Below are 6,053 nucleotides of genomic sequence, written 5' to 3'. Positions count from 1 at the left end.
TGCCTGGAGTGTTAAAGACTTTCGCGATTTGCATCAATACATGAGTGAGGTCATTTCGAACAAATAGTGAGTGGGCGATGGGCAGCAATTGCCCCGCTTAATAGGAAGCATTACTATTCACGCCCCGCCTCCCCAGTGCTCCCGCGATGACTCCTCAGCCGCCCCGCAGAACAGGCTTTTTCGAGCACTACGAAGAGTTGATCGGCACCTGGACACGTCGCCTGAGAAACCGTCAGCAGGCCGAAGACCTGGCGCACGACACCTTCGTGCGGGTGCTTGAGTCCGCTGCCTGCGAGGTGGCGCAGCCGCGCGCCTACCTGCATCAAACCGCGCGCAATATTGCGGTGGACGCCTACCGCCGCGAAGACCGCCGCGAGGCGTTGACGCAGCAGGCAGTTGATCACAGCACGCCTCACAGTGGCGACCCGGAGCATTACATGCACGCGATCCAGTTGGCCGACGCCGTCGAGCGGGCGCTGGCCGAGTTGCCGCTCAACTGTCGCAGGGTTTTTATCTGGCAGAAGATCGAAGGGCTCACCCAGCAGGAAATCGCCACACGCCTGGGGCTGTCTAAAAACATGGTGGAAAAGTATATGATCCGCACCCTGCGGCATCTGCGTGATCGTCTGGATGCGAGCGCGCCATGACCGGCTTTGAAACAGGATCTTCCACGATGGATAACCGTGTCCGTGATGAGGCCGCGCAGTGGTTTGTGCGCCTGCAAGACGGCCCATTGAGCGCCCAGGAACGTCAACGTTTCGATGCCTGGCGTGGAGCGCAGCCCGCGCATCAGTACGAAATCGATGTGCTGCAAGGGCTATGGAACGCTACGGATTTACTGCCCAAGGCCCGCTTGCAGGCGCTGGGCGATGCCCCGACCGAGCGCCTTGGGCGGCGTGCGCTGCTGCGTTATGCCGTGGCCGCCAGTGTGGTCGCCGTTGCAGTGGGTTTGAGTGTATTCAGCGTGTTTGAGCCTAAGTCCTACAATGCCGAATTCAGCACGCAAGTGGGCGAGCATCGCCAGGTGACTTTTCCCGACGGTTCCGTGATGGACCTCAACAGCCGCAGCGTGGTCGCGGTTCACTACGAAAAGGGCTGGCGAGGCGTGGAGCTAAAACAGGGCGAGGCGATGTTCAGCGTGCAACATGACGCTGGCCGCCCGTTTGTAGTCGCCGCCGGGGCAGGGCAGGTGACCGTCACCGGCACGCGCTTTGATGTGCGCCTGGATGCGGACCAGACTCGCGTGGCGGTCGAAGCCGGGACGGTCAAGGTGCAGGGCCAGGCGTCCGATCACATTGTCACGCTCACCGCCGGGCATGGCACCCATGTCGATCCCCTAGGCCAAGTGGCAGCGGCCTACGCGGTAAACCCTGGAGAACTCACCGCGTGGCGCAGCGGTAAACTGGTGTTCAACAACGCCACCCTGAGTGAGGTGGCGCGGGAGGTGTCGCGCTACCGCGAGCAACCGCTGCGTGTCAGTACGGCAGCGGTGGGCAACCTGCGCCTGACCAGCGTTTTCAAATCCAGCGACACCGACGCCTTGCTCAAGGCCTTGCCCCACATCCTGCCGGTCGCCTTGCGCACCTTGCCGGACGGTAGCCAGGAAATTATTTCACGCTGACATTCAGGTTTTTTTCGAGTTCTTCGTCTTCTCCTGCAACTGCAACTGGTTTGCATTAACGGCCGCGCATGCTTGCGATCACAGGACTAGGTTCGACGTGAAAAAACTCGCCATCCACAACAATAAAATCTCTCGCTGGGCGCCCTTGGCCCTGGCCGTTGCCATCAGCACCGCACAGGCTGTCGAAGGCATCCACATCCGTGCCCAACCCCTGGGCGCAGCCTTGAGCCAGTTGGGCCAGCAGACCTCGCTGCAAGTGTTCTTCAGCCCCGATATGGTGGCCGGCAAGCAAGCCCCCGCGGTCGATGGTAACCTCTCGCCCGAACAAGCCCTGCGCCAATTGCTGCAAGGCAGTGGCCTGGATTACCAGATTGACGCCGGCTCCGTGACCTTGCGCCCGGTGATCAACGGCACCGGTGAAGCCGGCTCGCCGCTGGTGCTGGGTGTGACCGATATCAAGGTGGTAGGCGACTGGCTTGCCGACGCCGATGCCGAAGTGGTGCAGAACCATCCCGGCGCACGCACGGTCATTCGCCGCGAAGCCATGGTAGAGCAGGGCGCGATGAACGTCGGTGACGTCCTGCGCCGCGTGCCTGGCGTGCAAGTGCAGGAATCCAACGGCACCGGTGGCAGTGATATTTCCCTCAACGTCGGTGTACGCGGGCTGACGTCGCGCCTGTCGCCGCGCTCCACCGTGCTGATCGACGGCGTACCGGCGGCGTTCGCTCCCTACGGCCAGCCACAGCTCTCGATGGCGCCGATCTCTGCCGGTAACCTGGAAAGCATCGACGTTGTCCGTGGCGCGGGTTCGGTGCGTTATGGCCCACAGAACGTCGGCGGCGTGATCAACTTCGTAACCCGTGCGATCCCGCAAGACTTCTCCGGGGAAGTCGGCACCACCCTGCAAACCTCCGCCCACGGGGGCTGGAAACATGTGGAGAACGCCTTTGTCGGCGGCACGGCCGACAACGGTATCGGCGCCGCGCTGCTGTACTCAGGGGTCAACGGCAACGGTTACCGCAACAGCAACAACGGCAACGATATCGATGACGTGATCTTCAAGACCCACTGGGCGCCGACCGATCAAGACGATTTCTCGCTGAACTTCCACTACTACGATGCCAGCGCCGATATGCCCGGCGGCCTGACCCAGAAGCAGTTCGACGCCAACCCGTACCAGTCGGTACGCGACTGGGACAACTTCAGCGGGCGCCGCAAGGACGTGTCCTTCAAGTACATCCGCCAGATCGACGACCGCACCCAGGCCGAAGTGCTGACGTACTATTCCGACAGTTTCCGGGGTAGCAACATTGCCAACCGCGACCTCAAGACCCTCAGCTCCTATCCGCGTACCTACTACACCTTCGGCATCGAGCCGCGTGTGTCCCATGTGTTCGACCTGGGGCCCAGTACCCAAGAAGTCAGTGTGGGTTATCGCTACCTCAAAGAGGGCATGCACGAGGAGGCCAGCAGCCTGAATCTGGTCAACAACGTGCCGACGCCGGGCGGGCAGAGCGACGGCCACGTATACCAGGACCGTACTGGGGGCACCGAAGCCAACGCCTTCTATATCGATAACAAAATCGATATCGGAAAATGGACCATCACCCCTGGTATTCGCTTCGAAGACATCCGCACCGAATGGCATGATCGTCCGGTCGTGGCCCTGAACGGCAAGCGTACCGAGGAAAAACGCCGCGAAGTCCACAACAACGAACCGCTGCCGGCGCTGAGCGTGATGTACCACGTGTCTGACGCATGGAAGCTGTTCGCCAACTACGAAACCTCCTTCGGCAGCCTGCAGTATTTCCAACTGGGCCAGGGCGGTACCGGCGACCAGACGGCCAACGGCCTGAACCCGGAAAAGGCCAAGACCTACGAGGTCGGTACGCGCTACAACGACAGCGTCTGGGGTGGCGAAGTGACGCTGTTTTACATCGACTTCTCGGATGAACTGCAATACGTCAGCAATGACGTGGGCTGGACCAACCTCGGCGCCACCAAGCACAGCGGTATCGAAGCATCGGCCCACTACGACCTGGCCAACCTCGACCCGCGCCTCGACGGCCTGACCGCCAACGCGGGCTTTACCTACACCAAGGCCACCTCCGAAGGTGATGTGCCGTTCAAGGGCCGTGACCTGCCACTGTATTCCCGCCAAGTGGCGACCCTGGGCCTGCGTTACGACGTCAACCACTGGACCCACAACCTTGACGTCTATGCCCAGTCCGGCCAACGTGCGCCGGGCACTGGCACCACCTACATCACCCAAGGCACTGCGGATGGTCAATACGGTGATATCCCAGGGTATGTCTCGGTCAACGTACGCAGTGGCTATGACTTTGGCGCGCAACTAGCGAATCTGAAGTTGGGGGTGGGCGTAAAAAACATTTTCGACCAGCAGCATTACACGCGCTCCAGCGATAACAATGCCGGGTTATACCTGGGTGAGCCTCGCACGTTTTTCGTACAGGCAAGCGTGGGGTTCTGATCTGTAGTCGGTAGGAACGATCGCAACCCCAGGGTTGCGATTTTTTTGCCTGGGTCAAGCGCTCTGTTCACTGATAATCGGCAGGCCACCCTCTGTTTCCTACATCGCCCCCGCACATATTATTGCTGGATCAGGAACTGATTCCGACGCAAAACCACACATGGGAAAGCTGATGGGCTTCGACATTGCGTTGGAGCGACAAGCTGAAAATCGCCCACTGTCATGGAGAAACGTATGTCGGTATCGATGTCGGATGCACCCGTCTCTGCGTCATCAACGCCTGACCTCTCACCGGCCAATGCCAAGGCCGAGATCAAAAATACCCGCCAGGCGCCTGCTACGCCTTCCTTCAATGGTCAGCAGGCTGCCCATGTGAATTTTCAAACCGGGGACAGCAAGGCCGGGCCTGTATTCAGTCATCACCAGTCGCCAACCACCGCGGCAGATGTGCTTGGGCATCACCACAACCCGCCGGCCATGCAGAACTTCCTGAGCCAACTCAAGCACTGGATCAGCCACTGGTTCTCTGGGCATCGGCCACCCATGCATCCTGGTTGTGGGCATCCGCCGCCACGGCCGAACCCAGGTTGCAGCAACCCGCCACCCAGGCCCAATCCCATTGAGAGCAATCCACCGCCACGACCCGACCCGACGGCCGGTCGACCGTATCCACCCGCGCCCGGCAGGCCTGATCCACAGTACTCCCTGAGGAGTAGTGAAGAGCTGGCGCAGCAACTGCGTGACAGCTTCAACGCCTTCAGAGACCGGAAGAACCCTCGTTCCATCAGTGTTGACAGCATTCTTGCGATGGCGAAAAGAGGGTACTCGCCTAACCCCGTCATGAACGAGAACATTCGCCTGGCCAATGAGCTGCTACGGCGTCCGGAGCTGATGGCCGCGTTGGACCGGCACGGTTCCACGGGCGCTCTGGATGGCCTTATCGACCGGCACAGCCTGAACGCGGTGATCAAAGGAGAAAACTACTTCAAATACAAGACCGACAAGGAACTGGCCGGCGAGCTGCTTGAGCATTTCGACGAGTTGAAGAACGGGAGCGGGGGGCCAAGCCTGAAAATCCGTGACCTGAAGAAGTTGGCCCGCCAGCCGCTTACCGGCGACGCGGCCAAGGACCATTTGATTCAGCTGTCCCAGGAAATACTCAAGCGCAGTGATGCGCTTGAGCGGATGGATAATCGCGCCAGTAAAGATGACGACGGAAAAATCAGCCGTACAGGACTGTACTTGTTGTCCCGCTGATCGTTCTTCGGCGCCGCCTCTCGAAGGCGGCGCCAGCCCTATATGTTTCAAGGAACGAATGACGCCCGATTGCCACATAGGTGGTATGCGGGTGTGATTTGGCACGCCGTTTTTCAGTTTCCAAATGAGGGAAACATATGACTTCAACCTCGTTTAATTCCCCAAAAACCGGCCCTCTCGAGCTTTTGCACGCTACCCAGTCAGCGAAACTGCAGATGTGTGAGGAGCGCGCACCCTCACTAAACCTTCCCTTTGCGTCGACCGAATATGAGGCCGAGGCGAGGCGCATGAAGGCTTATGCCGGCGAGCGCAAATTCCAGGCACCCGTTTCGGATGATTTTTCCCGGGGCCTGCTGGCGGACTGGCAGGGGGCGGGGGGCGACGGCGATTCATTGAAGGACACCGGCTTGATCAACAGCCTGGCAGGCTGGTGGCGTAGGCTAAAGCTGGATTGATCACGGTTTTACATGCTGTCATTGGTATTAGTCGTTCACGCGGAACTGTCGAGTCCATCCAACCACACATGAGGTGCCTGCCTGAGTGGAGTCTATTCGTTGATTTTGCCCATCGCGGCACAGATCACCCTGCGGATATACATCTGAAAAGAGTTGGAGAAAACCCATGACAATCGAGGGTGTAGTACCTTCCGGACGACCGCTCCCCCCCGACCTGCCGGCCGTACAA

At 59.9% G+C, this 6,053-nt stretch carries 5 protein-coding genes; all 5 read left to right on the top strand.

Translation table 11 applies throughout. From position 1 onward, the window contains the following. Positions 1-146: 146 nt before the first annotated feature. The 5 genes from GIW04_RS26795 to GIW04_RS26775 all read left to right on the top strand — a co-directional run bounded on the left by GIW04_RS26795 (position 147) and on the right by GIW04_RS26775 (position 5,824). Positions 147-647 (top strand): sigma-70 family RNA polymerase sigma factor, encoded by a 501-nt coding sequence (locus GIW04_RS26795; protein ID WP_003190233.1) that lies wholly within the window; start codon positions 147-149, stop codon positions 645-647. A 26-nt stretch (positions 648-673) separates the two neighbouring features. Beyond that, positions 674-1,621 (top strand): FecR family protein, encoded by a 948-nt coding sequence (locus GIW04_RS26790; protein ID WP_032900512.1) that lies wholly within the window; start codon positions 674-676, stop codon positions 1,619-1,621. A 97-nt stretch (positions 1,622-1,718) separates the two neighbouring features. Further along, complete coding sequence (locus GIW04_RS26785) at positions 1,719-4,112, top strand: TonB-dependent siderophore receptor (RefSeq protein WP_120249150.1); 2,394 nt, start codon at positions 1,719-1,721, stop codon at positions 4,110-4,112. A gap of 234 nt (positions 4,113-4,346) precedes the next feature. Beyond that, complete coding sequence (locus tag GIW04_RS26780) at positions 4,347-5,369, top strand: hypothetical protein (RefSeq protein ID WP_003190238.1); 1,023 nt, start codon at positions 4,347-4,349, stop codon at positions 5,367-5,369. A gap of 287 nt (positions 5,370-5,656) precedes the next feature. Next, complete coding sequence (locus GIW04_RS26775; RefSeq protein WP_120249165.1) at positions 5,657-5,824, top strand: type III secretion effector protein; 168 nt, start codon at positions 5,657-5,659, stop codon at positions 5,822-5,824. The last annotated feature ends 229 nt before the right edge of the window (positions 5,825-6,053 follow it).

Source organism: Pseudomonas sp. PA-4-8C (assembly GCF_021606625.1).
Classification (GTDB): domain Bacteria; phylum Pseudomonadota; class Gammaproteobacteria; order Pseudomonadales; family Pseudomonadaceae; genus Aquipseudomonas; species Aquipseudomonas lactis.
This window is presented reverse-complemented; position numbering and strand designations above follow the sequence as displayed.